Origin of the sequence: Arthrobacter sp. DNA4 (genome assembly GCF_024362385.1) — a bacterium.
In the GTDB taxonomy this organism is placed as follows: Bacteria; Actinomycetota; Actinomycetes; order Actinomycetales; family Micrococcaceae; genus Arthrobacter.
Genome location: NZ_CP101466.1, coordinates 1,548,649 through 1,575,469, shown reverse-complemented (window position 1 = coordinate 1,575,469; position 26,821 = coordinate 1,548,649). Strand labels below are relative to the sequence as shown.

The following is a 26,821-nucleotide window of genomic DNA, read 5'->3' as shown; positions in this document are numbered from 1 at the left end:
GCAGGCCCGCGTCACGAGGACCAGTTTCCGGGACGGGATCAGGCGAAGTTTTCCTGCCAGACGTCGTAACCGAGCTTGACGATCAAGGCCCCGACAACCACCAGGAAGACCACCCGGACAAACTTGCTGCCCTGCTGCACCGCGGTCCGGGCGCCCAGGTAGCCTCCGGCCATGTTGGCTGCTCCGAGCAGCAGGCCGATGCCCCACAGGATGGAGCCGTGCGGCAGGAAGAACAGCAGCGCCCCGGCGTTGGTGGCCATGTTCACGATCTTGGCCTTGGCGCTCGCTTCCAGGAATGCATACCCCATGGCGGACACCAGGGCGATGACCAGGAAAGACCCCGTCCCGGGGCCGATGAGCCCGTCATAGAACCCAATCACCGCACCGATGAGGCAGGCGACCACATAGTGCCGGTGGCCTTCGTGCCGCAGTGCCGTCAGCTCGCCGACGCTGGGCTTGAGGGCGGTGAAAAGCGCGACGGCGACCAGCGCCACCACGATGATGGGCTTGAAGACCCCGGCCAGCAGGGTGGCCGCCAGGCTCGCTCCGCCGAAGCTGCCCGCGAGGGCTATGACGGCCATGGGGACCGCCGTCCGAAGGTCCGGCCCCACTCTCCGGTAGTAGGTGGCGGCGCTGGTGGCGGTCCCGAAGATGGAGCCCATCTTGTTGGTGGCCAGCGCCTGGACGGGCGCAATGCCGGGAACCAGCAGCAGTGCGGGAAGCTGGATAAGGCCTCCGCCGCCCACCACCGCGTCAACCCAGCCGGCTGCGAATCCAGCCACCACGATCAGGATGATGGTGGTGAGCTGGATCGACTCGAAGCCGGAGATCACTGGTTGCGGACGGCGTTGACCACGTAGTCGACGGCCTTGTCCACCTCGATGTTCTCGGCTTCACCGCTGCGGCGGTCCTTGATCTCCACCACGCCGTCCACCAGCCCGCGGCCCACGGCGAGGATGGTGGGAACGCCCACCAGCTCCGCGTCGCCGAACTTCACTCCGGGCGAGACTTTGGGACGGTCGTCGTAGATGACCGACAGGCCTGCTGCTTCGAGATCTGCCGAGAGTTTCTCCGCTGCCTGGAAGATCTCCTCGCCGCGGCCCACGGCCACCACATGCACGTCGGCGGGTGCCACGGTGCGGGGCCAGACCAGCCCACGGTCGTCATGGTTGGCCTCAGCCAGCGCGGCCACGGCACGGGTGACGCCGACGCCGTAGGAACCCATGGTGACCACTACCTGCTTGCCGTTCTGGTCCAGCACCTTGAGGTCCAGGGCTTCGGCGTACTTGCGGCCCAGCTGGAAGATGTGGCCCATTTCGATGCCGCGGGCGGTCTCCAGGGGGCCGGAGCCGTCCGGCGAAGGATCGCCGGCGCGGACTTCGGTGCACTCGATCACGCCGTCCCAGGTAAAGTCGCGGCCCGCGACCAAACCGAAGACGTGCTTGCCGGCCTCGTTGGCACCGGTGATCCAGGCGGTGCCGCTGACCACGCGCGGGTCCACCAGGTAGAGGAGCTTTGTGGCGCTCTCGGCGCCAAGGAGGGCCTGCTCCAGGGAAAGGCCCGGGCCCAGGTAGCCCTTGACGATCAGCGGCTGCTTCTTCAGGTCCTCCTCGCCGGCCTGCTCGAGTCCGATCTCACCCGCCATGGGCAGGAAGGCGCCGATGTTTGCTTCGACGCGCTTGAGGTCCACCGCGCGGTCGCCGGGAACACCGATGACCACCAGCTGACGCTCACCGGTGGGCAGCGTGACGGCGAGGACCACGTTCTTGAGCGTGTCAGCGGCAGTCCAGGCGCCGCCGTCGGCCTCTGCCCGCGGGGCAATCTGGTTGGACGCGGCAACCAGGGTCTCGATGGTGGGCGTGTCCGGGGTGTCCAGGACTTGCGCGGCCGGGGCATTGGTGAAGTCGATCGGCTCGGGGACCACCGTGGTGACAGCCTCCACGTTGGCCGCGTAGCCGCCTGCGGAGCGGACGAAGGTGTCCTCGCCGATCTCGGTGGGGAACAGGAATTCCTCGCTCTTGGATCCGCCCATGGCGCCGGCAGTCGCCGCTACCGGCACAACCTCGAGTCCGAGGCGGTCGAAGATCTTCAGGTAGGCGGCGCGGTGCGCTGCGTAGCTGGCATCCAGTCCGGCGTCGTCGACGTCGAAGGAGTAGGAATCCTTCATGATGAACTCACGGCCGCGGAGGAGCCCTGCCCGGGGACGGGCCTCGTCGCGGTACTTGTTCTGGATCTGGTACAGGCTCAGCGGCAGGTCCTTGTAGGACGAGTACAGGTCCTTGACCAGGAGGGTGAACATTTCCTCGTGCGTTGGGGCCAGCAGGTAGTCGGCGCCCTTGCGGTCCTGCAGCCGGAACAGGCCCTCGCCGTATTCGGTCCAGCGGTTGGTGGCCTCATACGGTTCCCGGGGCAGCAGGGCCGGGAAGTGGACTTCCTGGGCGCCGATGGCCGTCATTTCCTCGCGGATGATTTCCTCGACCTTGCGCAGGACGCTCAGCCCCAGCGGCAGCCAGGTGTAGATGCCGGGGGCGGCGCGGCGGATGTAGCCGGCGCGGACCAGGAGCTTGTGGCTGGCGACTTCGGCGTCGACGGGGTCTTCGCGCAGCGTGCGCAGGAATAGCTGGGACAGTCGTAGGACCACGGGTGGTATCCGTTTCTGGGGAAGTGCTGGGTCAGCAGGGCCGGACAAATTCGTCTGGGTACTAATCTACCGGCACTCAACCGGCGGGACTGACTGGCGGTGGCGGCAGCGCCTGGGACCACCCCCGGGACACAGTAGAGCCACGCCCGGGAATACAAAGCCCCTGGCCCCCCAATAGGGCTGGTCATCGCATCCGGGCGTGGCTCAACGCCGTTATCGCCTGAGTACTGGTGAGGACTGGTGAGACCGCCCACCCCACTTCCAGCGCAGCTAGATCGAACTTATGTGATCGTGCACACGTTTGACAAGTGTTTTTATTTTGGGAATCCGTTTGCCGCCGGTTGCTGATTCCGTTGCCGGTTGTTACTTCACCAGGGCGGCCGCGGAGTCAAGGAGCGCACCCGCCCGCTGGACGGCGTCGGCCTCGCTTGCGCCGCCGGACGCTACCGAGGTGAGCACCACGCCCTGGTGGACCAGTTGCGCCGTGATGGTGGACTGGGTGCGGCCGTCCGGCAGGGCACTGTCGGTGCGGTAGGCGACCGCACCGGGCTGCGTGCCGGCGTCCACCGGCGTGATGGTGACCGAGATGTCCATGCCGGAGGCAGTCATGGTCATTGAGGAGCACTTCGCCAGCTGCTCCGATGGGTCGGCAACCTTGTTGAGGAAACTTTGGTCCAGGCCGGCAACCAGTGACAGGGCGGTGACAGCGCCTGTGGACGCATCATTGCTCATGCCCACGGCCATGGCCGCTCCGTCGACTGAAGGCACGGCGCTTGCCGCAGCCAGCGCCTTGCACTCCTCCGGCTTGACGTCGATGGAAGCGAGCACCGCCTTCGTCTGCTCCAGCGTGGTGTTGATATCGGCACTGGGCAGGACGGAGAGCCTCCGGTCGGCCGCGTCCCGCACCTGGCTCACAATGGCGGCCAGTTCTTCAGCCGTGTATGCCTTCGCCGTCGGGCTTGGCGTTGGAGTTGCCGTGGGGGCGGCGGCCGTGGTGCCGGAGCCCGCGGACGGTGCCGGAGAGGACTCTGCGGCCTGCGGCCCGGGTCCCCCACACGCAGAAACTGCTGCGGCCAAGAGGACTGAAGCCCCGAAAGTTCCCAGCACCGATGTCTTCACTTTTCCCCCAATATTCTGCTTGGAACCGGCGACCGCCGGCTAGAAGAGGACTGTAGCGAAGGTGCCCACCTGGCGGAAGCCGACGCGTTCATACGTGGATCTTGCCCTGGTGTTGAATCCATTGACGTAGAGGCTGGTCACCGGTGCTATCTGCTGGGCCTTTTCCACGACTGCCGACATGTAGCCGGCACTTAACCCTTGGCCGCGGAAGACCGGGTTCATCCAGACCCCCTGGACCTGGGTGACATCGTCCGTCACCGCCCCCAGCTCGGCTTTGAACACCACCTCCCCCGCGTCATTGAGGTGGACCATGGAATGACCCTGCCTGATGAGGCCCTCGACGCGGCGGCTGTAAAACTCCCTGCCGCCAAGGTAGGGCGAGTAGCCCACCTCCTCCTCGAACATGGCGGCGCAGGCCGGAAGGATGCGGTCGAAGTCGGCCAGGTTCCCCAGGGCCAGACCGGGATCGGGCTGCACCAGGGGCGGCCCCTCGATGACCATCAGTGGCTGGTCGGCCCGGACCTCGTGGGCACGGTGGCCGAGCTCCGCCAGTTCGGCATGGAGCGCCAGCACCGCGTCTGCCGGACCGAAGGCAGACGCATACCGGCGCCCTGAGCTGTTGGCGGCCTCGGCCACCAGGGGGGCCAGGGCGGGATCGAGCTGGACCGGAACCAGGTTGGCTCCGGCCCAGCACGCACCTGCAAGGATGCCGTCGTCGAAAACGCCGATGACCCCGGCACCGCCGCTGGTGGGGGCCGCCGTCCCCGTGGCACGAAGGTGCGCCAGGATGAACACGTTGGTCACCGGGTCCTGCCCGGCGAGCGATTTCAGCGCGGGGGTGTCCTGGCCGTCGAGGGTACGGACGGAAAGCCCCGCGGGGTCTGCCGCGTCCTTACGAGACGCTAACCACGGGGCTACCTTTGACAGCATCTTCGCCATCGGCCTCCCCCATCTCTTCCGCGATACGCATAGCCTCTTCGATCAGTGTCTCAACAATTGCGCTCTCGGGAACAGTCTTGATGACCTCGCCCTTCACGAAGATCTGGCCCTTGCCGTTGCCGGAGGCAACACCAAGATCAGCTTCGCGGGCCTCACCGGGGCCGTTGACGACGCATCCCATGACTGCCACGCGCAGCGGGATCTCCATCCCTTCCAGCCCGGCCGTGACCTGTTCTGCCAGAGTGTACACGTCAACCTGGGCACGGCCGCAGGAAGGGCAGGACACGATTTCAAGCTTGCGCGGACGCAGGTTCAGCGACTGGAGGATCTGGTTGCCCACCTTGATCTCCTCCACCGGCGGCGCGGAGAGGGACACGCGGATGGTGTCGCCGATGCCGCGGGAGAGGAGCGCCCCGAAGGCCGTGGCGGACTTGATGGTGCCCTGGAAGGCGGGGCCGGCTTCGGTGACGCCCAGGTGCAGGGGCCAGTCGCCTTTTTCCGCGAGCATCTCGTAGGCGGCCACCATGATCACGGGGTCGTTGTGCTTCACGGAGATCTTGAAGTCGTGGAAGCCGTGTTCTTCGAAGAGCGAGGCTTCCCAGACCGCTGATTCAACCAGCGCTTCCGGGGTGGCCTTGCCGTACTTCTTGAGGATGCCCGGCTCCAGGGAGCCCGCGTTGACCCCGATGCGGATGGAGGTGCCGTGGTCCTTGGCGGCGGCGGCGATCTCCTTGACCTGGTCATCGAACTTGCGGATGTTTCCGGGGTTCACGCGCACTGCCGCGCAGCCTGCCTCGATGGCTGCGAAGACGTACTTGGGCTGGAAGTGGATGTCCGCGATGACCGGGATCTGCGATTTCCGGGCGATGATGGGCAGCGCCTCGGCATCGTCGGCGGACGGGCAGGCCACGCGGACGATGTCGCAGCCGGACGCGGTGAGCTCGGCGATTTGCTGCAGGGTGGCGTTGATATCCGTGGTGGGCGTGGTGGTCATGGACTGCACGCTGATGGGGAAATCAGATCCTACGCCTACCGAGCCGACTTTGATCTGGCGCGTCTTGCGGCGGGGGGCAAGGACGGGCGGTGGTGCTGACGGCATTCCCAGGCTGACCGAGGTCACGTGGACTCCTTGAGTTGAAAGGGTAAAAAAGCGGCTACGCGGCAATCCCGGCCAGCATGCCGGTTACCGGAGACCATTCCGTGATGCGGGTTCCGGCGATCACACCGGCTTCAGCGAAAGGGTCCTGCTTGAGGATCGAGTTGAGGGCGCCTTCATCCGACGCCTTGAAGATCAGCAGGGCACCCGCGCCGTCGCCGTAGGGGCCGCTGGCCACGATGACGCTGTCCTGTGCCAGGCCGCCTGTCCATTCCCGGTGCGCGGGGCGGACCTCATTGCGGGTTTCGGTGGAGTTGGCGGCATAAACGTACTCAACGGCAAAAACTGTCATACCGCTACCCTATCGCCATGGCCGCCCTGGTACTGTCCCAATCCCCAGTACCGGAGGATGTGCCGGGGCCGAGCGGACGTCGCACAGGGGGCTGCGGTCAGTGCAGGAAGAGGACTTTGACCGCGGCAGCGGTACCGGCGGCCCAGAGCATGGAAGTAAGGGTCCCGATGATGAAACGCTCAGCGGCAACCGGCGTCTCCTTCAGCTCGGCAAACCTGCCCAGGCCCTTGATGGCAACGATGTAGGCGATGGCCACGGGCTGGCCTGTGAGGATTGCCAGGCACACCCCCAGCCGCTCCAGCACGCCGATGATGGCCCCGCCGCGCAGGATGCGCTGGCTGGGTGCGGCCGGTCCCGCTGCGGCGGCGTTCGACGCCGGCCGGCCGGGAGGGGCGGTCAGCTCGCTGTCCACTGCCTGGTTGCCTGCGCCGCCGGCCGCGTCATGAGCCGGGCCTGCGCCAGGAACCGGGTCTGCGCCCGCCACCGGCACGGTGCCTCCGCGCGGCCCCGGGGATGCGGGGGAAGGGTCATCGACGGTGACGTCGGCCGACGGGTCCTCTTCCGCCGCCCGGGCTTCCTCCGCGGCCTTGGCGGCATCTGCCTTGTCGTCGATGGTCCGGGCGAGCTTGAACACCAGCGCAGTGACCGGCCAACCGGCAAAGCCCGCCACCACCAAGGCCACTGCCACCCACAGTGCGGTCACGTGTCTCCTTCAATCCGGTCCGCTTCAACGTCAAGCCGGGCCGCCGGCTTTTGCTGGGCAGGCACTTGCTGTTGCACGGTCATAGGCTGCTGCGCAGGGACATCCTCTTCGGCCTGGCCCACCCGGGAGTCGGCAAAACCAAGAAGCATGGACGCGGCGGGCCTGGCTGCCCATTCTTCCTGCCACCCGGAGCGAAGCACGGTACGGCTCACCGACTGCTCCGAAATTCCGAGTTCAAGCGCCACGTGCTTCTGGCTTCCGTGCCGGCCCTGGCCCTGGCCCCGTCCACCCAGGCGGCGCAGGGCGTCCACCACCCGCCACTGGGCTTCCGTGCGGTCCTGGACAAGCCGGCCCAGCAGCCTGAGCACCGCCTCCGCATTGGCACAGGCCTGCACCCCCTCCCCTGCAGCGAACCCCTTGGCCGCTTCCCCTGCCATAATTCCGGGCACCACCGACAACGGCACCTGGGAGCCGCCCTTGGCAAGCTCAACAGCCTTCCGCGCGGCAACAAAGGCCGTTCCAGTTCCTTCCCGGGGGCTGGCATGGGGTGGCAGGACTACGGTCCCAACACCAATCCCGACGTACCAGTGGCCGCCGCGGAGCGCGTGCAGGGCTATCTCCACCACGGCGGAGGCGTCCCCTACCACCCCCTGGACTTCATCCCCTACGGAACGCTCGAAGACCGGCTGTTCCGCCTCGGGCAGCTCAAGGCCGGCAATCTGGTCGAGCAGGGCCGGTACACGGTCCTGGTCACCGGTGCTTCCGCGCTGATCGATGGTCATGACGAACATCTCTCAACCATAGGCGGTTGAGGCTTATCAATCAATCAGATTTGGCTGATTTTTGAAAGTCAACCGATGTGGGGCGACTATCCGAACAGATTGACAGGCTTGACGATGTCCGCGTAGATCAACAACGCGCTCATGCCCATCAACAGCGCTGCGACCACGTACGTGACGGGAAGCAGTTTGGCGATGTCGAAGGCCCCGGGGTCCGGACGGCCGCGGAGCTTTGCCACCCGGCGCCGGACGCCCTCGTACAGGGCGCCCGCAACGTGGCCGCCGTCCAGCGGGAGGAGCGGGACCAGGTTGAACACCGCAAGTGCGAAGTTCAGGCTTACCAGCAAGCCAACCAGGGTTGCCACCCGGGACTGCATCGGCACGGCCTCCATGGCTGCCACCTCGCCCGCAACCCTGCCCACGCCAACCACGCTGATGGGCCCGTTGGGGTCGCGCGGCTCTTCGCTGAACGCAGCCTTGGCCACGCCCACCACGCGGGCCGGCAGGTTGAAGACAACACCGGCCACCTGGCGGATGTTCTCCCCCGCCATGGGCAGGACGGACGACGCCGGCTGGGGCACCAGCGCCGTCTGCGCGCCGATGCCAAGGAATCCGACGTCCTGGTACTGGAGGTTGCCGGCGGCGTCGGTGGCCTGGCGACCGTCGGTTCCCATGACCGGCCGGGCCGACAGGACGGGGGTCACGGTGGTGGATACCGGGTTGCCGTCCCGCTGCACCGTAATGGCAACTTCCTTGCCGGCGGAAGCGCGGATCCACTCCGTCAACTGGTCCCACCTGGTGACGGGCTTGCCGTCGAAGGAGGTGATGGTGTCATTGGGCTTCAGGCCGGCCGCGGCGGCGGGCGTCAGCCGGCAGTCGGCAGAATCGGGGTCGACGGTCTGCCCTGCGGCCACCTGGCACTTGGACACGTCGGAAATGGTGGTGGTGGCCGTCGCAACACCGAAGCCCATCAGCAGCACGGCGGTGAGCAGCACGCCAAGGATCATGTTCATGGCCGGGCCGCCCAGCATCACGATGACCTTCTTCCAGACCGGCAGGCGGTAGAAGACCCGGTTTTCGTCGCCGGGCCCCACTTCCTCGTGGGCCATGGAACGGGCCTCGGTGGCCAGCGTCTGGAACATGCCGGTGCTCGAAGGCCGGACCGAGCCGTCCTCCTTGTTCGGCGGATACATACCGATCATGGAGACGTAGCCGCCCAGCGGCACGGCCTTCACGCCGTACTCGGTTTCGCCCTTCCGGCGCGACCACAGTGTGGGGCCGAACCCGATCATGTACTTGGTGACGCGGACCTTGAAGAGCTTGGCGGGGACCAGGTGGCCCACTTCGTGGAGCGCAATGGACACGGCGATGCCAAGGGCGACGAAGACGACGCCGAGGATGAAAAGTAGGACAGGGGTCATGGAGATGCTGCTGCTTCCTAGAGACTGCTGACTGCTAAACGTTCGTGGGCCCGGGCGCGTGCCCAGCTTTCAGCATCCAGCACGGATTCCACCGTCAGCCCGGAGGAACCTGAGTGTTCGCTGAGCACACTGTCCACGGTGTCGACGATGTCGGTGAACCGGATCCGGCCGGCATGGAACGCCGTGACCGCTTCCTCGTTGGCCGCATTGAAGACAGCAGGGTAGGTGCTCCCCTGCTTCGCGGCATCCTTGGCCAGTCCGACGGCAGGGAAGGCGTCCGTGTCCAGCGGTTCGAAGGTCCAGGTGGCGGCCTGGGTCCAGTCGCACGGGACGGCGGCGTTGGGCACGCGGGCTTACCAGCCGAGCCCCAGGGCAATGGGCAGGCGCATGTCCGGCGGGGAAGCCTGGGCGATGGTGGAGCCGTCCACGAACTGGACCATGGAATGGACCACGGACTGGGGGTGCACGACGACGTCGATCCGGTCCAGGGGAATGTCGAACAGCAGGTGCGCCTCGATGACTTCCAGGCCCTTGTTCACCAGGGTGGCCGAGTTGGTGGTGACCATGACGCCCATGTCCCAGGTGGGATGGGCCAGGGCCTCCCGGGGGGTGACGGAGTGGAGCTCCTCGCGGCTCCTGCCCCGGAACGGTCCCCCTGAAGCTGTGAGGATGAGCTTGTCCACCTCATCGGCATTGCCGGAGCGCAGGCACTGGGCGATGGCGGAGTGCTCCGAATCGACGGGGACGATCTGGCCTTCGCGGGCTGCGGCCTTGACCAGGCTGCCGCCCACGATCAGGGACTCTTTGTTGGCAAGGGCAAGGGTGGCCCCGGACTTGAGGGCCGAGATCGTGGGTGCCAGGCCGATGGATCCGGTGATGCCGTTGAGCACCACGTCCGCCTCAATCGCGGCAATGCGGGCGGACGCGTCCGGGCCGGCCACGATCTCCGGCCGGTACCCCGGGCGGCCGGCTGCAGCGGCGGCGTCGCTGATCAGCGACGCCAGCCGGGCAGGATCCCCGCCGGCAATCCCCACCGCAGCGGCGCCGGTGTGGACCGCCTGCCGGGCCAGGAGCTCCAGGTTGCCGCCCCCGGCACTGAGCGCCACCACCTCGAACAGGTGCGGGGCGCTGTCGACGACGTCAATCGCCTGGGTGCCGATGGAACCGGTGGATCCGAGGAGGACGATTCTGCGTGGCTGCATGGGTTAAGTATCCCGCACCCGTCCGGGCCCCTTTGACGCCCCCGGCCCTGCTGCGCCCCGCCTGATGGTGCACCTTGACCCCCACGTGACCGGGCGTAACGTGGAATCCGTGGACTGGCTGTGGTGGTTTGACGCGCCGGAATACGGGTTCGCCCGGCAGGCGCTGCAACGGGGTGTGGCGGCGCTGTATTTTGTTGCGTTCCTGTCCACGATGAACCAGTTCCCCGCCCTGCTCGGCGAGCGCGGCCTCCTCCCGGTGCCTGCGTTCCTTTCCGCGTTCTCCCGTTTTCGCCGGCCCACACTGTTCCGCTGGCGGTACTCGGACGGGCTGCTGCGCGGAGTCTGCGCCGCAGGGCTGGTGGTGTCGGCGCTGCTGGTGGCCGGAATCCCGCAGCTGGGACCGCCTTGGGTGCCGCTGGTTGCGTTCCTGGCCCTGTGGCTGCTGTACATGTCCATCGTGAACGTGGGCCAGACCTTCTACGGATTCGGCTGGGAAATGCTGCTCCTGGAGGCGGGCTTCACCGTTGGCTTCCTGGGCTCCAACCAGACGGAGCCGCCCCGGACCATCCTGATCCTGATTGTGTGGCTGGTGTTCCGGCTGGAATTCGGCGCGGGGATGATCAAGATCCGCGGCGGCAGGGAGTGGCGCGACCTGACCGCCCTGTACTACCACCACGAAACACAGCCCATGCCAGGGCCGTTAAGCCGGCAGGCCCACCTGCTGCCCAAGCCGCTGCACCGGATCGAGGTGGTGGGCAACCACATCGCCCAGCTGGTGGTGCCGTTCCTGCTGTTCGCACCCCAGCCGGTGGCAAGCGTTGCGGCGGGAGTGGTGGTGGTGACCCAGCTGTGGCTGGTGGCCAGCGGCAACTTCGCCTGGCTGAACTGGATGGCGATTGTGCTGGCGTTCGCGGCGGTCAGCGACCCCGTGGCGCACGCCGTGATCCCCGCCATCCCCGCGGACTGGAATGCCGCCACGGGCGCCCGACCGGAAACCCCGCTGTGGTGGCTGGCCATCACCCTGGCGGCCTCCCTCCTGCTGCTGGCCCTGAGCTACTGGCCGCTGCGGAACCTTTTCTCCCGCCGGCAGCTGATGAATGCCAGCTTCAACCGGTGGCAGCTGGTCAATGCCTACGGTGCATTCGGCACGGTGACCAAACAGCGCATCGAGATCGTGGTGGAGGGCACGCTGGATGAGGACCCCGATGACAGCTCGGACTGGCGCGAGTACGGTTTCAAGGGCAAGCCCGGTGAGGTGCGCCGGATTCCGCGGCAGTGGGCCCCGTACCACCTGCGGCTGGACTGGCTGATGTGGTTCCTGCCGCTGCGGACGGTGCACGAGGAATGGTTCTACGCGTTCCTGGGCAAGCTGCTGGCGGCGGACCGGCAGATGCTGCGGCTGCTGCGAAAGGACCCGTTCGACGGCGCCGCGCCACGCTGGGTGCGCGTGCGCAGCTTCCATTACCGCTTCGCCAGCCGGAAGGAGTTCCGGGAAACAGGGAACCGCTGGGTGCGGACACTGCTGTATGAGCCGATCCCGGCCACGTCCCTGCGGCGGCCGGAGGGACGGCAACGGTAGCTATGCCTCCACGGCGGCGCGGCGGACGATCTCCTGGGCGTGCTTGAGGATGGGGCCGTCGATCATTTTGCCCTGGTACTTGAAGACTCCGGATCCCGCCGACGCGGCAGCGTCCAGCAGGGCAGTGGCTGCGGCCACCTCATCGTCCGAGGGCGCATAGGCCTTGCGGACCACGGCGGCCTGGCTGGGATGGATGCAGGCCTTGGAGCTGAAGCCGGAGGCCACGGCGTCGGCCGCCTCGGCGGCGAGCCCGTCGAGGTCCGGGATGTTGGTGTACACGGCGTCCACTGCTTCCTTGCCGTGGGCCCGCGCTGCCAGGAGCACTGACGAGCGGGCGTGCAGGGCCACTGCCCGGTAGCCGCCGTCGTCCTTCCGGCTGGACGTACCGCCCAGACTGGCCAGCAGGTCCTCGGCACCCCACATCAGGCCCACCACGTTCGGCGCCGCGGCGATGGCCGGGGCGTTGAGGACGCCCACCGCTGTTTCGCACAGGGCGATCACCTGGTATCCCTCCAGCGCCTTGAGCTGTTCGGCAGACTCCGCCTTGGCCAACATCACGGTGCGGTAGGGCGTGTGGGCCAGGCAGTGCAGGTCCTTTTCGAAGTCCTCCGTACCGACGGGGTTGACCCTGACAATGGTGCAGCTGGGCTCAAGCTCGGGCTCCACGCCGGTGGTGCCCAGTTGGGCCAGGATCGCGCCGCGGGCCCGCTGCTTGTCCGCCGGCGCCACCGCGTCTTCGAGGTCCAGGATGACGGCGTCCGCGCGGGCGGCGGCCTTTTGGTAGCGCTCGGGACGATCGGCGGGGCAGAAGAGCAGGGCGGGGCCCATCACAAAGGTCATAAGGCTATTCTCCGACGTTTTGGCTGCTCTGCGCGTTCTGATGCGCTTCCCGGGTCCACATCAGGCAGCTGCGGGTGGCGCGTGCCACCACGGCGCCGTCCTGGTTGCGGCCGGTGTGCTCCATGGTAACGATGCCCTGGCCCGGGCGTGAGGCCGAAAGCCTCCTGCCGGTGATGACCGTCTCCGTGTACAGCGTGTCCCCGTGGTACAGCGGGTGCGGGAAGGAAACGTCGGTCAGGCCCAGCTGGGCGATGATGGTCCCCTGGGTCAGCTGGGTGACGGACTGGCCCACCATGGTGGCCAGGGTGAACATGGAGTTCATCAGCCGTTGCCCAAAGGGCTGGCCGGCGCTCCAGGCGGCGTCCAGGTGCAGCGCCTGGGTGTTCATGGTCAGGGTGCTGAAGAGGACGTTGTCCGTCTCCGTCACCGTCCTGCCCGGACGGTGCGCATACACCAGGCCGTCCTCAAGTTCGTCGAAGTACAGCCCGCGCTGCTCGATGACCCGCCGGCCGCCGTCCACCGCGTGGTTGCCGTCTGTGGGGTTACCGTCTGTTGGGTTGCTGCCGGTCATACGGTGAGTTCCCTGTCTTCCTCGAACAGGTCCGCGCCGGTGGCGGCCACCACATCTTCGACGGAGACGTTGGGGGCCAGTTCGCTCAGGACCAGCCGTGATCCGCTGCCGTCCCGGACCACATCGATGACGGCCAGGTCCGTGATGATCCGGTCCACGCAGCCCTTTCCGGTCAGCGGGAGCGAGCATTCCTGGACGATCTTGGGGTTGCCGTTGCGGTCGACGTGCTCCATCATCACGATCACGCGCTTGGCCCCGAACACCAGGTCCATGGCCCCGCCCATGCCCTTGACCATCTTTCCCGGGACCATCCAGTTGGCCAGGTCCCCGTTGGCGGCAACCTCCATGGCGCCGAGCACGGCCACGTCAACGTGGCCGCCGCGGATCATGCCAAAGGACGTGGCCGAGTCGAAGAACGCCGCTCCCCTGTTCACGGTCACGGTCTCCTTGCCGGCGTTGATCAGGTCGGGATCGATGGCGTCCTCTGTTGGGTAGGGTCCGACGCCGAGGATCCCGTTCTCGGAGTGCAGCACCACTTCCACGCCCGCCGGGATGTAGTTGGGGATCAGGGTGGGCATGCCGATGCCCAGGTTCACGTACTGGCCGTTGCGGAGTTCCTTGGCCACGCGTGCGGCAAGTTCGTTGCGCGTCCAGCCTTTGGTCTCCGCCGCCGATGTGGAATCACCGGGCCCGGCATGCTGCTGGGAACCGGCCCGCCGGTATTCCGGGCGTACGGCTTCGGGCCGGGGCGCTTCGGGGCTGTTGGGATCCATGGTCATGCTCCTGCCTGGTTGAGTGCCACCGTCCGCTTTTCGATCCGCTTCTCCCCGTCCTGCGCCAGGACCACGCGCTGGACGAAAATCCCGGGGGTGTGGATGTGCTCCGGGTCCAGTTCGCCGGGCTCCACGAGTTCCTCCACCTCCGCGATGGTGATGCGCCCTGCCATGGCGCACAGCGGGTTGAAGTTCATGGCGGTGGCGTGGAAGACCAGGTTGCCGTGCCGGTCGCCCTTCCACGCGTGCACCAGCCCGAAGTCAGGGGTAAGTGACTCTTCCAGGACGTAGTCCACTCCCCCGAAGGAGCGCACTTCCTTCGGCGCGGAGGCAACCGCGATCCCGCCGTTGGCGTCGTACTTCTGCGGCAGGCCGCCGTCGGACACCTGCGTGCCAACCCCCGCCTTGGTGTAGAACGCCGGGATCCCGGCCCCGCCGGCCCGCAGTTTTTCAGCCAGCGTGCCCTGCGGGGTGAGCACCACCTCGAGCTCGCCGGCCAGGTACTGGCGGGCGAACTCCTTGTTCTCGCCAACGTAGGAGCTGATGGTGCGGCGGATGCGGCCGTCACGGAGCAGGATGCCGAGCCCCCAGTCGTCCACGCCGCAGTTGTTGCTGACGGTTTCCAGCCCCGAGGTGCCGGCCCGGTGGAGGGCGTCGATCAGGGCCACCGGAATTCCGCAGAGCCCGAATCCGCCCACTGCCAGCGACGCGCCGTCGGGAATGTCCGCAACGGCTTGGTCTGCACTGGCAACAACCTTGTCAATCATCATTGATCCTTTCGGGACGGCTAGAGTCCCAGTTCGCGGGCGATCAGCATCAGCTGGACCTCCGTGGTGCCCTCCCCCACTTCAAGGATCTTGGAGTCGCGGTAGTGGCGTGCCACGGTGAACTCGTTGATGAAGCCATAGCCGCCGAATACCTGGGTGGCATCCCGCGCATTGTCCATGGCCGCCTCGCCTGCGACCATCTTAGCGATGGCCGCCTGGGTCTTGAACGGCTTGCCGGCAAGCATCCGGGCGGCCGCGTCGTAGTAGGCCAGGCGCGCCGTGTGCGCCCGCGCTTCCATCCGGGCGATCTTGAAGGAAATGGCCTGGTACTTGCCGATTTCGTGGCCGAACGCCCGGCGCTCGCGGGCGTATTTGACGGACAGGTCAACGCAGCCCTGCGCGGCACCGGTAGCCAGTGCGGCGATGGCGATCCGGCCCTCGTCCAGGATGGACAGGAAGTTGGCGTAGCCGCGCCCCTCGGTCCCCAGCAGGTTTTCCTCCGGCACCCGGACGTCCTTCAGGGTGAGGGGGTGGGTGTCCGAGGCGTTCCAGCCGACCTTGTTGTAGGGCTTTTCCGCCTTGAAGCCGGGCGTGTCGGTGGGTACCAGGATGGTGGAGATGTCCTTCTTGATGCTGCCGTCGGAGCGTTCCTGCTGCCCGGTAACAGCCGTGACGGTGACAAGCCGGGTGATGTCGGTTCCGGAGTTGGTGATGAACTCCTTGTTGCCGTTGATGACCCACTGGCCGTCCTCGCGCCGGGCATGGGTCTTGGTGCCCCCGGCGTCGGAGCCGGCCTCGGGTTCGGTGAGTCCGAATCCGGCGAGCGCCTGGCCCGAAGCCAGCATGGGCAGCCATTCCTGCCTCTGCGCGTCCGTGCCGAACCGGTACACCGGCATGGCCCCCAGGGAGACGCCCGCTTCGAGCGTGATGGCGACGGACTGGTCCACCCGGCCCAGCTGCTCCAGCGCGAGCGCCAGGGCAAAGTAGTCCCCACCCATGCCGCCGTACTCCTCAGGGAACGGCAGCCCGAACAGGCCCATCTCCGCCATCTGCTTCACCACTTCATAGGGGAAGCTGTGCTCTTCGTCGTGCTTGGCGGAGACCGGGGCCACCACGTTGTCCGCGAAGTCGCGAACGGTGTCGCTGAGGTCCTGGTATTCCTCGGTAAGTTCAAAACCGGTCATGGTCAGGCTCCTTCGCCTTGCTGTGTGTCTGTGTCTGTATCTGTGTCGGTGTCCGTGGAAGCACCTTCCGCACCGGTGGGATGCGGGTGGATGGTGGCCAGGATCTGATCCGCCTTCACAAGGTCACCGGTGCGGGCGGTCAGGTGGACCGTTCCTGCCAGGGGGGCCACCAGGTGGTGCTCCATCTTCATGGCCTCCACCGATACCAGGACCTCCCCGGCCTGGACCGGGTCTCCGTCGCTGACCGGGACGGCCACAACCGTTCCCGGCATCGGCGAGCGCACCTCGGGGTCGGCTGCACCTTCCTGGCGCTGTACGGCTGCCAGTACCCGTTCCAGCCGCGCTTCACGGGTCAGGAGTTCCAGCCGGCAGGACCAGCCGCCGTTGCCGAGGAAGAGCTGGAGCGGCTGCCCGGGCGATACGGCCACCTGGTACTCCCGTGCCGCCCCGCCAAGGGTAAGTACTGCGCCGCCGCCCTCCGCCAGGCGCAGCGCCGCGGCCTGCCGGGCGCCGCCATCAACAGCAACCACGGCAGTGTCGGTTCCGTTGGGACTTCCGCTGACCTGCACTGTTGCCACACCGCCGTCGGGCGTTCCCAGGCTGATGCGGCGCGGCGCGGGCGCACCCAGGCGCCACCCGCTGCGGGCCTGCCACGGTCCGCCGGCCGGAGCGGGGTGGTCCTGCGCCTCCCGGGAGAGGGCGTACAGGGCGGCGGCCACCAGTTCGGGGGCGCCGACGCGCCGGAATTCCAGCGCCGGCTGCTTCCGTTCGATCAGCCCGGTGTCCAGGCGCCCGGCGCGGACATCGGAATCGTTGACCAGGAGCCGCAGGTACTCGACGTTGGTCTCAATGCCCAGCGCGGTGTAGCCGCCCAGCGCCGCGTCGAGGGATTCCAAGGCCTCACCGCGGTCCCTGCCCCAGGCGATCACCTTCGAGATCATGGGGTCGTAATTCGCGGAGAGCTCCAAGCCCTCCACCAGGGATGAATCCACCCGGACGCGGTTGTCCGTTGCGTGCGGCAGTTCGTCCAGCTGGAGCACCGTCCCGGTTGACGGGAGGAAATTCTTCTCCGGCACCTCGGCGTAGACCCGCGCCTCCACCGCATGGCCGGAAAGGCTGACGTCAGCCTGACGGACGGTCAACGGTTCACCGGCGGCGATCCGTACCTGCCATTCCACCAGGTCGATCCCGGTGACCATCTCCGTGACAGGGTGCTCCACCTGCAGCCGGGTGTTCATCTCCATGAAGAAAAACTCATCCGGTGCATTGTCCGAGACCAGGAACTCCACGGTTCCGGCCCCTGTGTAGTTCACGCTGCGGGCGGCGTTGCAGGCGGCCTCGCCTATCCGTGCACGGACTTCCGGACCGTTGGGGAGGCTTTCCAGCAGGGGCGAGGGGGCTTCCTCAATGACTTTCTGGTGCCGCCGCTGCAGGGAGCATTCGCGTTCGCCGAGGTGGATGACATTGCCGTGCCCGTCCGCCAGCACCTGCACCTCGATATGCCGCGGTGTGGTCACCAGGCGCTCCAGGAACAGGGTGTCGTCGCCGAAAGCGGCTGCGGCCACCCGCCGTGCGGTGGCCAGGGCGGCGGGCAGGTCCGCCCGCTTTTCGACGACGTGCATGCCTTTGCCGCCGCCGCCGGCTGAGGGCTTGATCAGGAGGGGATAGCCGACGGCGGCAGCGGCTTCCACCAGTTCGCTGTCCGTCATGCCGGGCCTGGCAATGCCGGGGACCACCGGCACGCCATACCCTGCCACATGGTTCTTGGCGCGGATCTTGTCGCCCATGACATTCAGTGCTTCCACGCCGGGACCAATGAAGGCAATGCCGGCCTTTTCGAGGGCACGGGCGAAGTCCGCATTTTCGCTCAGGAAGCCGTAGCCGGGGTGGACAGCGTCCGCGCCGGACTGCCGGCACGCCTCCACGATGGCGTCGATGCTGAGGTAGCTTGCGGCTGCCGCGGCGGGGCCAATACGCACGGCAGTGTCAGCCTCGCGCACATGGCGGGCGCCGGCGTCGGCATCGCTGTAGACCGCGACGGAACGGATTCCCAGGAGACGCAGCGTGCGGATGACGCGGCACGCGATTTCACCGCGGTTGGCCACCAGGACGGCGCTGAAGAGGGGGCCTGCGCCGGCTTCCCTGGCCTCGGCGCCGGAAGAGCCGTGCTGCATGGCGGTGTTGGTCTGCATGGTCATTGCTGGCTCACATCCGGAAGAGGCCGAAGGAGGTCTCCGGCAAGGGGGTGCGGGAGACGACGTCAAGCGCCAGTCCCAGGACGGTGCGCGTATCGGCGGGGTCGATGACACCGTCATCCCACAGCCGCGCGGTTGAGTAGTAGGGGCTGCCCTGGTCCTCGTACTGCCGGCGGATGGGCGCTTTAAAGGCTTCCTCGTCGTCGGCCGCCCATTCCTCCCCCGCCGCTTCGTACTGGTCCCGCTTCACGGTGGCCAGCACGCCGGCCGCCTGGTTGCCGCCCATCACCGAGATCCGGGCAGCGGGCCACATCCACAGGAACCGCGGCGAGTAGGCACGGCCGCACATGGAGTAGTTGCCGGCGCCGAAGGAGCCGCCGATGACCACCGTCAGCTTGGGGACGCGGGCCGTGGCAACGGCGGTCACCATCTTGGCCCCGTTTTTGGCAATGCCGCCCTGCTCGGCGTCCCTGCCCACCATGAAGCCGGAAATGTTCTGCAGGAACAGCAGCGGGATGCCGCGCTGGTCGCACAGCTCAATGAAATGCGCGCCCTTGAGCGATGACTCGCTGAACAGCACGCCGTTATTGGCCACGATGCCTACGGGGTGTCCATCGATCCGGGCGAATCCCGTGACCAAGGTGGTGCCGTAGTCCTTTTTGAACTCGTGGAATTTACTGCCATCCACCAGGCGCGCAATGACCTCATGGACGTCGTAGGGTGCGTTGACGTCCGTGGGCACGGCGCCGTAGAGGCCTTCCGGGTCCACGGCCGGTTCGACGACGGGTTCCACCTGCCAGGCCGGCGCGGCAGGAGGCGGCAGGGTGGCCACGATGTCCCTGATGATCTGGAGGGCATGTTCGTCGTTTTCGGCCAGGTGGTCCGTCACTCCGGAAACCCGCGAGTGCACCTCGCCGCCGCCCAGTTCCTCCGCGGTGACGATTTCCCCGATGGCTGCCTTGACCAGCGGCGGGCCGCCCAGGAAGATGGTGCCCTGGTTCCGGACAATGACGGTCTCGTCACTCATGGCGGGGACGTAGGCTCCGCCGGCCGTGCAGGAGCCCATGACGGCGGCGAGCTGCGGAATCTTGGCTGCCGAGAGCCGTGCCTGGTTATAGAAGATCCGGCCAAAGTGCTCCTTGTCCGGGAACACCTCGTCCTGCTTGGGCAGGAAGGCGCCGCCCGAGTCGACCAGGTAGATGCAGGGCAGCCGGTTTTCCAGCGCGACCTCCTGGGCGCGGAGGTGCTTCTTCACCGTCATGGGGTAATAGGTTCCGCCCTTGACCGTTGCGTCGTTGGAGATAACCAGGACCTGGCGGCCGTGCACCAGGCCGATTCCGGCGATGACTCCTGCGCCGGGTGCGTCGTCACCGTACATCCCGTTGGCCGCAAGGGGCGCAATTTCCAGGAAGGGGCTGCCGTCATCCAGCAGTTGGTCGATCCGGTCCCGCGGCAGCAGCTTGCCCCGGGCCACATGGCGGTCCCGCGACTTTTGGGGCCCGCCCAGTGCGGCATCCGCCAGCTTCTTCCGCAGCTCCCCGGCAAGCGAGAGCTGCTCGTCCCGGTTGGCGCGGAAGGACTCGCTTGCTGGGTCGAGCCGGGTGGCCAGGGTCTCCATCGACGTTCCGTCCTTGTGTGGGTCCGGGCGGCCGCCAGGCCAACTCGGTTAGTGACTTATAACTGAAATTCAGGTTAGTCTCGATTAACTGTGATGTCCAACACATCGCCGCGTTGCTAGACTCTGGGCTGGCCCAAGGAGGAAAAGTGTCCAGCAATACAGCGCAGCCGGCCCCTGCCGCCCAAGCACCCACAGCCCAGGCACCCACACCCCTCACGCCAACCACCCAGCGCGGCAGGGCGAAGGAGAACCGGCGGCAGGCCTTATTGACCGCCGCTGCCACGCTGTTCGCGGCCAACGGCTTCAACCGGGTTTCGCTGGAGGACCTCGGCGCGGCGGCAGGCGTCAGCGGACCTGCGGTGTACCGCCACTTTTCCGGCAAGCAGGCAGTCCTGGCGGACCTGCTTGTCACGGTGAGCCAGGAACTGCTCGACGGCGGGCGCCAGGTTGTGGAGCGCACTCCCGACCCCCAGGCCGCGCTCCGCCAGCTGGTGGAGTTCCAGGTGGACTTCGCCCTCGGCAAGCCTGACGTGATCCGGGTGCAGGACCGGGACTTCACCAACCTGTCCGAGCAGGACCAGTTGGCCGTACGGACCCTCCAGCGCAGCTACGTAGAGGTATGGGTGGACGTCCTGGCCAAGGTGCATCCCGGTACCGACCACGCTGAGCTGCGGATGCGCGCCCACGCCACATTCGGCCTCATCAACTCCACACCGCACTCCGTCCGCAGCCATGGCAGGCGCATGGCGGCCGGCGTCGCCCGTCCCTTGCTGGAACGGATGGCGCTCGCGGCCCTGACCGTGCCCCCGGCCTGACCCGCCCGGCACCGGGCACCACACGAACGGCCCCGGCCCGCACAACCGGCCCCTGGCAGCACCGCCTTATGCGGCTTGGGGCCCGGTGATGTGCAGGCCAGGAGCCGCTACACCATGGTGAGCACCATCCCGGGCTCGGCCAGGATGGCCCCCACGTCCGCCAGGAACCGGGAGCCTTGCTCCCCGTCCACCAGGCGGTGGTCGAAGGACAGGCTCAGCGTGAGCACCTGGCGCAGCGCCACCTCGCCCCGGTATTCCCATGGCATGGTGCGGACCGCCCCAAGGCCAAGGATCGCGGCCTCCCCCGGATTGAGGATGGGGGTGCCTGCGTCGATGCCGAAGACGCCGATGTTGGTGATGGAGATGGTGCCACCGGAAAGGTCCGCCGGCGTGGTCCTGCCCGCCCGCGCGGTTTCGGCGAGCGCCGTGAGCGCCTGGGCCAGCTGCGGGAGCGGAAGGGCCTCGGCGTCCTTGATGTTCGGAACCGTGAGTCCGCGCGGCGTCGCGGCCGCGATGCCCAGGTTCACGTAATTGAAGGTGACGATCTCCTGGTTTTCTTCGTCCCAGCGGGAGTTCAGCGCCGGGTTGCGGCGCAGGGCGACCAGGAGGGCTTTGGCGGCGAGCGTCAACGGGGTGAGCTTGATACCCGCGAATTCCCTGCTGGTCTTGAGTTTGGCCAGCAGCTCCAGGCTCGGCGTGACATCCACGGTCAGGAATTCGGTGGCATGCGGCGCGGTGAAGGCGCTCTGCACCATCGCGGCAGCGGTGTGCTTGCGTACCCCCTTGATGGGGGTCCGGGTCTCCCGCTCCCCCGGCCTGGCTCCACCTGGGGACGCGGCCCCCTGCGCCTGCATGGCAGGCTCCGCGGCGTGCCCGGAAAACTCCTGCACGTCCTCCCGCGTGATCAGGCCACCGGGACCGGTCCCGGGAACCAGGGCGAGGTCTAGGCCAAGGTCCTTGGCCAGCTTGCGGACCGGGGGCGTGGACCGGGGACGTTCGACGGCCTTGCCCTCCACAGGTGCTGGTTGGACAGCTGCAGGCTCGACCAGGCCGGCCTCCGGGGCCATGGCTCCCCCCGCCTCAACCACCGGGACAAAGTTCCGCGCCCGGCGCGTGGGGCGCCCGGAACCTTCGACGACGGCGCCGTACCCCACGAGGTTCGGTTCCCTTTTCGGGGCGTCCACCGCAGCCTCCCCGGACCCCGCGCCCGCGGCGCCGGACGGCGCCGAAGGTGAGGGCCCGGCGTCGTCCGCCACTTCGAAGGAGACGATCGGTCTGCCCACCTCCACCACGGAACCGGGCTGTTCATGGAGTTCTTTGATGACCCCGGCGAAGGGCGACGGGAGCTCCACCACGGCCTTTGCGGTCTCCACCTCGGCGATGACCTGGTTCAGGCTGACGGTGTCGCCGACGTCCACTTTCCAGCTGAGGATTTCAGACTCCGTGAGTCCCTCCCCCAGGTCCGGGAGCCGGAATTCCTTGATCATGGTGGCGCTCATCCTTCCAGTCCACTCAGGGAATTGGGGCGCCCCAGGGCACGGTCCACGCCGTCCAGGATGCGGTCCAGGCCCGGGAGGTGGTGCATCTCCAACTTGGAATAGGGGTAGGGAATGTCGAACCCCGTCACCCGGACCGGAGCGGCCTCGAGGTGGTAGAAGCACCGCTCGGTGATGCTGGCCGCCACTTCCGCTCCCAGCCCGCCGGACTGGGCAGCCTCGTGCGTGACCACCAGGCGCCCCGTTTTACGCACCGAGGCCACCACCGGTTCGTAGTCCACGGGGGCCAGCGAGCGCAGGTCGATGACTTCGATGGAGATGCCCTCGTCCGCGGCGGCGGAGGCTGCGTCCAGGGCGGTCTTGACCAGTGGCCCGTAGGCCACCAGGGTCACGTCACTGCCGTCGGTCAGCACCCGGGCCTTGTCCATGGGCAGGGCCGAGGCAGGATCTGCGTTTTCGTCCACCTCGCCTTTGTCGTGGTAGCGGCGCTTGGGCTCGAAGTACAGGACGGGATCGTTACAGGCGATGGCCTGCTGAATGACCGTATAGGCGTCCTGCGGGTTGGCAACGGTGACCACCCGCAGCCCCGAGGTATGGGTGAAGTAGGCTTCCGGGGATTCGGAATGGTGCTCCGGTGAGCCGATGCCGCCGCCGAACGGGACCCTGATGGTGATGGGCATCTTGACGGCCCCGCGGGTGCGGTAGTGCAGCTTGGCCACCTGGCTGACGATCTGGTCGAAGGCCGGATAAATGAACCCGTCGAACTGGATTTCCACGACGGGCCGGTAGCCGCGGTAGGCCAGGCCGACGGCGGTTCCCACGATGGCGGACTCCGCCAGCGGGGTGTCCACCACGCGGTGGGTGCCGAAGTCCTTTTGCAGGCCGTCCGTCACGCGGAATACACCGCCCAGGGCGCCGATGTCCTCGCCGAGGAGAATCACTTTGGAGTCGTTTTCCAGCGACTTCCGGAGACCGGCGTTGATGGCGCGGGCAAAGGTCAACTGGGTCATCAGCGTGCACCTTCCTCTGAAACGGCACCTGCGGGATCGACGAAGGAGGCCAAATACCGTGCGTAATGGTCCTGCTGGCGTTCCAGCCAGGAGTTGGGGGTGCTGTAGACGTTCTTGAAAATGTCCATGGGGCTGGGGTCCGGCATGGTGGTGCAGCCGCGGCGCATCTGCGCGGCCACGGTGTCGGCTTTGTCCTTGACCTGCTGCTGCAGCTCCGCGGTCAGCAGCCCCTTGCGCTCCAGGAGGCCGGCCAGCCGGCTGATGGGGTCCTTGGCGGCCCAGTCCTCCAGCTCATTGGCGTCCCGGTACCGGGTGGGGTCATCGGCGGTGGTGTGCGGCCCCATGCGGTAGCTGACAGCTTCGATGAAGGTGGGGCCGCCACCTCGCCTTGCGCGGTCAAGGGCCAGCCTGGTGGCGGCCATGACCGCCAGGACATCGTTGCCGTCCACCCGCATGCTGGGGATTCCGAAACCGGTGGCGCGGTCCGCGAGCTGGATGTGGGACTGCAGGCGCACGGGCTCGGAGATGGCCCAGTGGTTGTTGGTGCAGAAGAACACCACCGGGACCTGGAAGCTGGCGGCGAACACCATGGCCTCGTTCACGTCGCCCTCACTGGTGGCACCGTCGCCAAAGTAGGTGACGGCCACGGCATCGGCACCGTCATTCTGGATGCCCATGGCGTAGCCCGTGGCGTGCAGGGTCTGGGCGCCAATGATGATCTGCGGGGTGGCCATGTTGATGCTGTACGGGTCCCAGCCACCGGAGGCGTTTCCCCGCCAGACCCGCAGGAGGTCCGTCAGGTCCACGCCGCGGCAGTACGCCACGCCGTTCTCGCGGTAGCTGGAGAACACAAAGTCGTCCGCCCGCAGTGACCGTCCGGATCCGATCTGGGCCGCCTCCTGGCCGAGGAGCGGGGGCCAGAGGGCCAGCTCACCCTGCCTCTGCAGGGCGGTGGCCTCAACATCAATCCGCCGGATGACGGTCATGTCCTCGAAGAGGGAGCACAACTGGTCATCGGTGATGTCCCTGACCCAGAAATCGAACTCGGGGTGGCTGATCCGTTCACCGGCCGGGGTGATCAGCTGGAGGAATTCCGGCCCGGATTCTCCCGGACTCCCTGCGCTTTGGGGGGTGTTAGCGCCGTCATGGCCCGTTTGGTCTGTAGACACGATTGCCGCAACCTTCGAACGTCGTTGACCCGTGGTTTGCGGGCTTTTGGCCCCCTGCCGCCACCGGCCTTCCGGGCGTCATTGCCCCAGATACTGTGACCCTACTCACAATAGCCAGGGGGTACAACCACCGTCGCTGTTTCTGAGCAAAGTGCCCTGTCCCGCGCCCCGGCACCGTGCTAGCGTTGCGCATTATGCGAGCTTTGGATGGCACTGACACCCGCCTGCTGTCGGCGTTGGCGCAGGATCCGCGCCGTACCGTGGTGGCCCTCGCCCAGAAACTTGGCCTGTCCCGCAATACCGTCCAGGCGCGCATGGCCCAACTGGAAAAGAAGCACGTCTTCCTCTCCTTCGAGCGGCGCCTCAACCCGGTGGCACTGGGGTATCCGCTGATGGCGTTCATCTCCGTCCACGTCCAGCAGCAGAAACTCGGGCGGCTCGCTGAGGAAATCGCCGCCATCCCGGAGGTCCTGGAGGGCTACGGGCTGACGGGGTCGGCAGACCTGCTGCTGCGCGTGGTAGCCAGGGACGCCGAGGATCTCTTCCGCATCAACGGCAAGATCCTGGCGTGCGACGGCGTGGAGCGGGCAGACACAGCACTGGCCATGGGCGAGTTGATCCCCTTCCGGGTGCAGCCCCTGCTGGACCGTGGCTCCGAAGGCAGCTAGCAGCAGCGGAACGTCCGGTGCCGCACTCCAGGCACGACGGCGGCGGGCCGGGTTATAGGCTGGTTCCAGTCATGTGCCGGGCCGGGAAGGTCCGGCGCAGTCCGCCGGGCGCCAGAGCGCCTGTTCCACGAAAGGCCCACCCTTGAGCAGTCCCCAGGATCCGTACCGGCAGGGCCAGGCGGGCTTCACGCCACAGCAGTTTGGCCGGCTGCCGGAGCAGCCCGCGCCGTTCGGCCTTCCCGGCGAGCCACCACGCCAGCGGAGCCGGCGGAAGCTGTGGATCATCCTTGGCAGCATTGGCGGGGTGCTGCTCCTGGTGATCCTCGGCATCGTGATCCTGGTGAACGTGGTGGGAAGCGCCACCAACCAGGCACGGGGCCTTGCGGATGATTTCACCAAAAAGGTAATTGCCGGCGATTCTTCCGGCGCCTACGACGAGTACCTTGACCCGGACCTCAAGAAGCAGCTTTCCAAGGAGGCCTTCATCTCCGGCGTGAAGAGCCTGGAAATGGACAGTTCCTGCCAGCAGGCCTACAACAACCTCAAAGTTGCCACCGATAACGGCGTGAAGTCCGCCGAGGTGGTGGGCCAGATCAGCTGCACCGGAAAGAAGGTTGACCTCGCCTACCGCTTCCAAGGCACCAACAAGCTGCTGATGACCAACATCAAGCTGCGCCCCGCGGCCTAGGAAGGACCAGCCGGACGGAAAAATGGAAAGGGTACTGATCTTTTCACCCATCCGGCCCCGGCAATGATCCGAATCGCTTCCGAGGGCCCCACCCGGGGGCCCATATCCGGCGGGACAATCCACCCGCCCTGAAGGAAGGATTCGGACCATGCGCAACTCACCCAACCGCCTCGTCGCCACCATTTTCGGAGCCGTCTACCTGCTGGTGGGCCTCCTGGGCTTCGCCGTAACGTCAGGCGTCGGTTTCGTCGCCACAGAGGGCGCGAACCTCATCATCTTCGAGGTCAACCCGCTGCACAACGTCATCCACCTGGCCATCGGCGCCGCGCTGCTCTTCGCCGGCCTCCGCGGGACTGACAGCGCACGCACCGTGAACTCCTCCGTCGGCGCCGTCTACCTCCTGGTGGGCATCGTGGGGCTGTTCCTGCTGAATTCGCCGCTGAACATCATCGCCCTGAACGGTGCCGACAACGTCCTCCACCTCGCCAGCGCCGTACTCCTCCTCGGCGTGGGCCTGTCCCTGGACAAGTCCCCGGCCGCTGCCCGCGCCTAGCATGCCAAGGTCCGGCATGGTTTCGCTCCGACCCACGGCACCACCGGCCCATCAGGTCATGGTGCACTCCACTGCGCCCCAGGCGGACTCTTCGGTCCGCCTGGTCACCGGGTTCGCCGGCTTCGGTGCGGGCTCAGTCAACCTGGCCATCTCCTCCAGCCTCCTCGCGGCAGGCTCCCCTGGACCGGCAGGCCTCCTCGCGGGCGTGGTGGCCGGCCTATGGGGCGCCGCGCTGCTGGCCGGAGCCGTGGCCTTCCTGGCCAGGGACCGGCTGGCCGGCAACCGGTGGGCGCGGTACGCCCTGGCAGGCGCGGCCGCGGCCCACCTGGCCGCCATCGCTTTCCCCACCTTCGGGCTCAGCCTGACGCAGCTTTCGGCGCTCCTGCTGACGCTGATGATCATCGCCTCGCTCGGGTGGCTCCAGCGGCACAGCGGACAGCAGGACAGTGCACAGCAGGACAGTGCGCAGGAGGCGGCAGGGGCGGGCATGCGCCCGGGGAGGCTGTTGCTGGCAGCGTTCGCCGGCGCCGTGCTGGTGGCAGGAATTACGACGCCGGGCCTCGCCGCCTCGACGACCGGCCAGTACGCCGTGCCGCATGGTGAACACGGGAACCTGGCACCGGGCGGTCACCACCAGCGCTGA

General features: G+C 67.2%; 25 protein-coding genes and 1 pseudogene. 6 read left to right on the top strand and 20 right to left on the bottom strand.

Going from position 1 to position 26,821, the window contains the following annotated elements; genetic code table 11:
- Positions 1-38 precede the first annotated feature (38 nt).
- From NMQ03_RS07290 to dxr, 10 genes and pseudogenes are all read right to left on the bottom strand, one after another.
- Positions 39-833 carry a TSUP family transporter gene (locus tag NMQ03_RS07290; protein ID WP_255175020.1) on the bottom strand — a complete coding sequence of 265 codons (795 nt, stop codon included), beginning with the start codon at positions 831-833 and terminating at the stop codon, positions 39-41.
- Positions 830-2,641, bottom strand: coding sequence for a proline--tRNA ligase (locus tag NMQ03_RS07285; RefSeq protein WP_255175019.1), 1,812 nt, complete (start codon positions 2,639-2,641; stop codon positions 830-832). The genes NMQ03_RS07290 and NMQ03_RS07285 overlap by 4 nt, the downstream gene beginning before the upstream one ends.
- Positions 2,642-3,004: 363 nt before the next feature.
- Complete coding sequence (locus NMQ03_RS07280) at positions 3,005-3,760, bottom strand: hypothetical protein (RefSeq protein ID WP_255175018.1); 756 nt, start codon at positions 3,758-3,760, stop codon at positions 3,005-3,007.
- A 39-nt stretch (positions 3,761-3,799) separates the two neighbouring features.
- Entirely contained in the window at positions 3,800-4,690 is an 891-nt protein-coding gene (locus NMQ03_RS07275; RefSeq protein WP_255175555.1) for a GNAT family N-acetyltransferase, read from the bottom strand.
- Positions 4,653-5,819, bottom strand: coding sequence for a flavodoxin-dependent (E)-4-hydroxy-3-methylbut-2-enyl-diphosphate synthase (gene ispG, locus NMQ03_RS07270; protein ID WP_018771945.1), 1,167 nt, complete (start codon positions 5,817-5,819; stop codon positions 4,653-4,655). Before ispG ends, NMQ03_RS07275 begins: the two co-directional genes overlap by 38 nt.
- Before the next feature lie 34 nt (positions 5,820-5,853).
- Positions 5,854-6,147: a YciI family protein gene (locus tag NMQ03_RS07265; protein WP_224025578.1), complete on the bottom strand. Its 294-nt coding sequence runs from the start codon at positions 6,145-6,147 to the stop codon at positions 5,854-5,856.
- A gap of 97 nt (positions 6,148-6,244) precedes the next feature.
- Positions 6,245-6,850 carry a hypothetical protein gene (locus NMQ03_RS07260; protein ID WP_255175017.1) on the bottom strand — a complete coding sequence of 202 codons (606 nt, stop codon included), beginning with the start codon at positions 6,848-6,850 and terminating at the stop codon, positions 6,245-6,247.
- Positions 6,847-7,632 (bottom strand): MarR family transcriptional regulator, encoded by a 786-nt coding sequence (locus tag NMQ03_RS07255; RefSeq protein ID WP_369693208.1) that lies wholly within the window; start codon positions 7,630-7,632, stop codon positions 6,847-6,849. The genes NMQ03_RS07260 and NMQ03_RS07255 overlap by 4 nt, the downstream gene beginning before the upstream one ends.
- Before the next feature lie 86 nt (positions 7,633-7,718).
- Positions 7,719-9,050 carry an RIP metalloprotease gene (locus NMQ03_RS07250; RefSeq protein WP_255175015.1) on the bottom strand — a complete coding sequence of 444 codons (1,332 nt, stop codon included), beginning with the start codon at positions 9,048-9,050 and terminating at the stop codon, positions 7,719-7,721.
- A gap of 17 nt (positions 9,051-9,067) precedes the next feature.
- Positions 9,068-10,252 (bottom strand): annotated as a pseudogene (dxr, locus tag NMQ03_RS07245) (1-deoxy-D-xylulose-5-phosphate reductoisomerase).
- A 109-nt stretch (positions 10,253-10,361) separates the two neighbouring features.
- Between dxr and NMQ03_RS07240 the strand changes: the two are divergent.
- Positions 10,362-11,831: a lipase maturation factor family protein gene (locus NMQ03_RS07240; RefSeq protein WP_255175554.1), complete on the top strand. Its 1,470-nt coding sequence runs from the start codon at positions 10,362-10,364 to the stop codon at positions 11,829-11,831.
- Here the strand turns inward: NMQ03_RS07240 and NMQ03_RS07235 are convergent, their stop codons facing one another.
- From NMQ03_RS07235 to NMQ03_RS07205, 7 genes are read right to left on the bottom strand one after another with little or no spacing between them, the layout of a single operon-like run.
- Positions 11,832-12,671, bottom strand: a complete 840-nt coding sequence (locus tag NMQ03_RS07235; protein WP_255175014.1) for a CoA ester lyase — start codon at positions 12,669-12,671, stop codon at positions 11,832-11,834.
- Between the two features lie 4 nt (positions 12,672-12,675).
- Positions 12,676-13,242 carry a MaoC family dehydratase gene (locus NMQ03_RS07230; protein ID WP_255175013.1) on the bottom strand — a complete coding sequence of 189 codons (567 nt, stop codon included), beginning with the start codon at positions 13,240-13,242 and terminating at the stop codon, positions 12,676-12,678.
- Entirely contained in the window at positions 13,239-14,015 is a 777-nt protein-coding gene (locus NMQ03_RS07225; RefSeq protein ID WP_255175012.1) for a CoA transferase subunit B, read from the bottom strand. The genes NMQ03_RS07230 and NMQ03_RS07225 overlap by 4 nt, the downstream gene beginning before the upstream one ends.
- 2 nt (positions 14,016-14,017) lie before the next feature.
- The gene (locus tag NMQ03_RS07220; protein ID WP_224027299.1) at positions 14,018-14,782 is read right to left on the bottom strand and encodes a CoA transferase subunit A; all 765 of its coding nucleotides are present in this window, start codon (positions 14,780-14,782) and stop codon (positions 14,018-14,020) included.
- A 20-nt stretch (positions 14,783-14,802) separates the two neighbouring features.
- Positions 14,803-15,966 (bottom strand): acyl-CoA dehydrogenase family protein, encoded by a 1,164-nt coding sequence (locus NMQ03_RS07215; RefSeq protein WP_255175011.1) that lies wholly within the window; start codon positions 15,964-15,966, stop codon positions 14,803-14,805.
- A gap of 2 nt (positions 15,967-15,968) precedes the next feature.
- Complete coding sequence (locus tag NMQ03_RS07210) at positions 15,969-18,140, bottom strand: biotin carboxylase N-terminal domain-containing protein (protein ID WP_255175553.1); 2,172 nt, start codon at positions 18,138-18,140, stop codon at positions 15,969-15,971.
- 31 nt (positions 18,141-18,171) lie between these two features.
- A complete protein-coding gene (locus NMQ03_RS07205; protein WP_255175010.1) occupies positions 18,172-19,779 on the bottom strand; it encodes a carboxyl transferase domain-containing protein in 1,608 nt (535 codons plus the stop codon).
- A gap of 146 nt (positions 19,780-19,925) precedes the next feature.
- Between NMQ03_RS07205 and NMQ03_RS07200 the strand changes: the two genes are divergently transcribed.
- On the top strand, positions 19,926-20,594 hold the full coding sequence (locus NMQ03_RS07200; RefSeq protein ID WP_255175009.1) for a TetR/AcrR family transcriptional regulator: 669 nt from the start codon (positions 19,926-19,928) through the stop codon (positions 20,592-20,594).
- Between the two features lie 107 nt (positions 20,595-20,701).
- Here NMQ03_RS07200 and NMQ03_RS07195 read toward each other — a convergent pair whose 3' ends face one another.
- The 3 genes from NMQ03_RS07195 to pdhA are packed head-to-tail and all read right to left on the bottom strand — an operon-like array spanning position 20,702 to position 24,269.
- The gene (locus tag NMQ03_RS07195) at positions 20,702-22,093 is read right to left on the bottom strand and encodes a dihydrolipoamide acetyltransferase family protein (protein WP_255175008.1); all 1,392 of its coding nucleotides are present in this window, start codon (positions 22,091-22,093) and stop codon (positions 20,702-20,704) included.
- Positions 22,090-23,100, bottom strand: coding sequence for an alpha-ketoacid dehydrogenase subunit beta (locus tag NMQ03_RS07190; protein WP_255175007.1), 1,011 nt, complete (start codon positions 23,098-23,100; stop codon positions 22,090-22,092). The genes NMQ03_RS07195 and NMQ03_RS07190 overlap by 4 nt, the downstream gene beginning before the upstream one ends.
- On the bottom strand, positions 23,100-24,269 hold the full coding sequence (gene pdhA, locus NMQ03_RS07185; RefSeq protein ID WP_255175006.1) for a pyruvate dehydrogenase (acetyl-transferring) E1 component subunit alpha: 1,170 nt from the start codon (positions 24,267-24,269) through the stop codon (positions 23,100-23,102). The genes NMQ03_RS07190 and pdhA overlap by 1 nt, the downstream gene beginning before the upstream one ends.
- A 194-nt stretch (positions 24,270-24,463) precedes the next feature.
- On the opposite strand from pdhA, the gene NMQ03_RS07180 reads away from it, so the two are divergent.
- From NMQ03_RS07180 to NMQ03_RS07165, 4 genes are all read left to right on the top strand, one after another.
- The gene (locus NMQ03_RS07180; RefSeq protein WP_255175005.1) at positions 24,464-24,937 is read left to right on the top strand and encodes an Lrp/AsnC family transcriptional regulator; all 474 of its coding nucleotides are present in this window, start codon (positions 24,464-24,466) and stop codon (positions 24,935-24,937) included.
- Positions 24,938-25,079: 142 nt separating this feature from the next.
- Positions 25,080-25,625 carry a hypothetical protein gene (locus NMQ03_RS07175; protein ID WP_255175004.1) on the top strand — a complete coding sequence of 182 codons (546 nt, stop codon included), beginning with the start codon at positions 25,080-25,082 and terminating at the stop codon, positions 25,623-25,625.
- A 148-nt stretch (positions 25,626-25,773) separates the two neighbouring features.
- Positions 25,774-26,178 (top strand): DUF4383 domain-containing protein, encoded by a 405-nt coding sequence (locus NMQ03_RS07170; RefSeq protein ID WP_159632381.1) that lies wholly within the window; start codon positions 25,774-25,776, stop codon positions 26,176-26,178.
- Between the two features lie 16 nt (positions 26,179-26,194).
- Positions 26,195-26,821, top strand: a complete 627-nt coding sequence (locus NMQ03_RS07165) for a hypothetical protein (RefSeq protein ID WP_255175003.1) — start codon at positions 26,195-26,197, stop codon at positions 26,819-26,821.